General features: G+C 57.4%; 4 protein-coding genes. All 4 read left to right on the top strand.

Features of this window, described 5'->3' with window-relative positions:
- Positions 1-169 precede the first annotated feature (169 nt).
- Positions 170-1,018 carry an SIS domain-containing protein gene (locus RMS03_RS03215; RefSeq protein WP_310625666.1) on the top strand — a complete coding sequence of 283 codons (849 nt, stop codon included), beginning with the start codon at positions 170-172 and terminating at the stop codon, positions 1,016-1,018.
- Positions 1,015-2,481, top strand: a complete 1,467-nt coding sequence (gene zwf, locus RMS03_RS03210; protein WP_310625665.1) for a glucose-6-phosphate dehydrogenase — start codon at positions 1,015-1,017, stop codon at positions 2,479-2,481. Before RMS03_RS03215 ends, zwf begins: the two co-directional genes overlap by 4 nt.
- A complete protein-coding gene (gene pgl / locus RMS03_RS03205) occupies positions 2,481-3,296 on the top strand; it encodes a 6-phosphogluconolactonase (protein ID WP_310625664.1) in 816 nt (271 codons plus the stop codon). Before zwf ends, pgl begins: the two co-directional genes overlap by 1 nt.
- A 2-nt stretch (positions 3,297-3,298) precedes the next feature.
- A partial coding sequence (locus RMS03_RS03200) for a dihydroxy-acid dehydratase (RefSeq protein ID WP_310625667.1) occupies positions 3,299-3,991 on the top strand: 693 nt, incomplete at its 3' end.

The following is a 3,991-nucleotide window of genomic DNA, read 5'->3' as shown; positions in this document are numbered from 1 at the left end:
GGGCAACTTCGACTTGGCGGTTAAAGCGGCCATGATGCTCTCGCATCCTCAGCCACCTATAACCAGTTCATCTTTGTTGCACTTCGTCCTTGAATCCGCCAATTACAGATAGCAATAATTTATTTTTTACCTTTTGGCAATAATGTGAAATTAAGTTACATTTTGCCACATGCTCGAACGTCTTAAATCATCTCTTTCCAGCCTGTCATCGGCTGAGCAACGCGTGGGCAAGCTTGTTTTATCAGACCCTCGCACCTTCTCCACCCTCCCCGTCACCGAATTGGCCGAACGCGCCCAGGTCAGCAAACCTACTGTGGTGCGGTTTTGCCGCAGCATGGGCTATGAGGGCCTGAGTGATTTCAAACTCAAGCTCGCAGGCAGCCTAAGCGAGGGTGTGCCCTTCATCCACCGCAACGTGGGCGCACAAGACAACAGCAACGATGTGTTGGTCAAAGTGATTGACAACACGGTCACTGCTTTCTTGAAGTACCGCAACGACGCCTCATCAGCGCAAATCGACAAAGCGGCAGAAGCCATTGCGCTTACCCACAAAAAAGGTAAACGCCTTGAGTTCTTTGGCGTGGGCAACTCAGGCATCGTGGCGCAAGACGCGCAACACAAATTCTTCCGCCTTGGGCTGCACACCATTGCACACAGCGATGGGCACCTGCAAATCATGAGCGCGTCCTTGCTGGGGCCTGGCGACTGCTTGGTGGTGTTCTCTAACTCAGGCCGTACCCGCGATTTACTTGACTCGTGCGAGATTGCCAAAAAGAACGGGGCCACCACGGTGGTCGTCACGGCCTCGGGCTCTCCCTTGGCCAGTATCGGAAAAATTCACCTCGCGGCCGATCACCCCGAAAGTTACGAAAAGTTCAGCCCCATGGTGTCGCGCTTGCTGCACCTGATGATCGTGGACGTGTTGGCCACCACGGTGGCACTGCGCATTGGCAGCACGCAACTGCAGCCCTTGCTGCGCAACATGAAACAAAACCTTCTCAACAAACGTTACTCATGACACAAATCCCTCCCCCAGCAGGTACGCTGGACATCGTGATTTTTGGCGGCGCTGGTGACTTGTCGTTTCGCAAACTCTTGCCCGCGCTCTACATGGCGCACCTGCATGACAAGCTTGACGCATCCACGCGCATCATTGCCGTGGGCAGACAAGATTGGACACGCCAAGCGTATTTAGACTTCATCGACAAAAACTCGCCTGCCTTCATCGAGCAAGACGCTTTCACACCAGATGACTGGGAAAGTTTTTTGAACCGACTGGCCTATGTGAGCATGGATGTCACCAACGCCCATGACTTTGCCAAACTCAAAGACCTGTGCACCACGCCCGCATTGCGTGTGTACTACTTGGCAACCGCACCCAGCTTGTTTACACAAATCTGCGCCCGCCTGTCTGATGCAGGTTTGGTCGATGCGCAATCGCGCGTGGTGCTCGAAAAGCCCTTGGGTACCGACTTGGCTTCGGCCCGTGCAATCAACACCAACGTGGCCCGCTACTTTGACGAGCAACAGATCTACCGTATTGACCATTACCTCGGCAAAGAAACCGTACAAAACCTGATGGTGCTGCGCTTTGGCAATGCCATCTTCGAACCGCTGTGGCGTGCCCCCTACATCAAGAGTGTGCAAATCACGGTGGCCGAAAGCGTGGGTGTGGGCAGCCGTGCAGGGTTTTACGACGGTGCAGGTGCCATGCGTGACATGGTGCAAAACCACTTGCTGCAACTGTTGTGCATCGTGGCGATGGAGCCGCCTATCTCGCTCAATGCAGATGATGTGCGCGACGAAAAACTCAAAGTCTTGCGCTCATTGCGCAAAATGGATTTGACTGACATCAAACGCGACACTGTGCGCGGCCAATACACCGCAGGTGCTTCGCAAGGCGCTGCGGTCAAAGGCTATTTGGAAGAGGACAACGTCCCTGCCGACAGCCGCACCGAAACCTTTGTCGCCTTGCGCACCCAAATCAACAACGCCCGTTGGGCCAATGTGCCGTTCTTCTTGCGCACAGGCAAACGGATGCAGCGCCGCGAGTCGCAAATCATCATCGAGTTTGCAGAGCAGCCTTTTTCCATCTTCGGCGCCACTGCGCAGCAAGAACCCAACCGCCTCATCATCACCTTGCAGCCCGAAGAATCCATTCAACTTGAAATGATGGTCAAAGAGCCAGGCACGGGCATGAACTTGCATCCGGTCAAGTTGGGCTTGGACTTGCAACAGTCATCAGACAAACGTCGTGCCGAAGCGTATGAGCGTTTGTTGATGGACGTCATCAAAGGCCGTCTCACGCACTTCATGCGCCGCGACGAACTCGAAGCCGCGTGGATGTGGGTGGAGCCCATCTTGAATGGCTGGGCCACGCTCGATGACAAGCCCCGCGCCTACTCGGCCGGAAGTTGGGGGCCAGCCGCCTCGTCAGCTTTGATGGCACGCGAAGAACTGTCGTGGTTTGAGGAGGCGTGATGGCCCACACGTGGTGTCCCGAATCACGCGGCACATTGACGGTCCACACCGTCAGCCAAACTGCGCTGAATGCGCAATTGGCACAAGACATTGCACAACGCCTGGATGCAGCGATTCAAGTACGTGGCTTTGCGGTGCTGAGTGTGTCGGGCGGTCAGTCACCTATTCCCTTGTTCCAGGCCTTGCGTTTGATGGACATCGACTGGTCGCGTGTGCGCGTGACCTTGGTGGATGAGCGCTGTGTGCCACGCACGCACAGCAGCAGCAACGCGTTGCTGGTGCAAACCCATTTGCTACAAGACCGCGCCGCACAAGCCCAACTCGTATTCATGGTGGCCGACACCCATGCATCTTTGTCGTCACCCGCCGCACAGGCTAAGGCGGCAGGCATCGCCCTGACGGCGGCAGGCACAGCAGATGTGTTGGTCTTGGGCATGGGGGCCGATGGTCATACCGCCTCGCTGTTCCCCGAAGCGCCCAACTTGGGCGACGCGCTTGATTTGCGCAACGCACAAGCCTGCGTCGCCATCGAGCTAGAGACCCCACCCGCCAACGCGCCCTACCCGCGCATCACCCAAACCTTGGCGCAAATTCTCTCGGCGCGTCACATCGTGCTACCGCTCACAGGCACAGACAAACTGAACACCTTGCAACGCGCTTGGCCACAAGCCAGCTCGGCGAAGCCGATTTCTATACCGTCGAAGCCGATCTCCCTGCCCACTCTGCCCATCTCTTTGGTGCTGCAACAAACGCAAACACCCGTGGCACTTTGGCTTGCCAGCGAAGCTCTCTCTACCCACACACGCCCATCATGACCATACCGCTTCACACCACCCTCGCCGCTGTGACCGCTCGCATTGAGCAACGCAGTGCACCCACACGCCAAGCCTATTTGGATGTCTTGGCCAAAGCCAAAAAGCCCGGCCCCTACCGTGGCGGCATGGGCTGCGCGAATGCGGCCCACGCCTATGCCGCCATGCCAGCCAATGACAAACTGGTGTTGCGTCAAGAGCGTCAGCCCAACGTCGGCATCATCACCGCCTACAACGACATGCTCTCAGCCCATCAGCCGTACGAGCACTACCCCGAAAAAATTCGTGCTGCCGCACGTGCCGCAGGTGCCACCGCGCAAGTGGCAGGCGGCGTGCCCGCCATGTGCGATGGCGTGACCCAAGGCGAAGACGGCATGGAGCTGTCGCTGTTCTCGCGTGATGTGATTGCCTTGGCCACCGCCGTCGGCCTGTCGCACAACGTGTTTGATGCGGCCTTGTTCTTGGGCGTGTGCGACAAGATCGTGCCCGGCCTGTTCATCGGCGCCTTGCAGTTTGGGCACTTGCCTGCCGTGTTTGTGCCCGCTGGCCCGATGACGTCGGGCTTGTCCAACGACGACAAAGCCAAAGTGCGTCAGCAATACGCGCAAGGCTTGGTCAGCCGCGAGGTGTTGCTGCAAGCCGAACAAGCGGCCTACCACAGCGCGGGCACGTGTACGTTTTACGGCACAGCCAACTCC

Origin of the sequence: Limnohabitans sp. (assembly GCF_031538885.1) — a bacterium.
Classification (GTDB): Bacteria; Pseudomonadota; Gammaproteobacteria; order Burkholderiales; family Burkholderiaceae_C; genus Limnohabitans.
The sequence above is the reverse complement of the archived record's forward strand: the minus strand, read 5'-3'. Positions and strand labels throughout refer to the sequence as shown.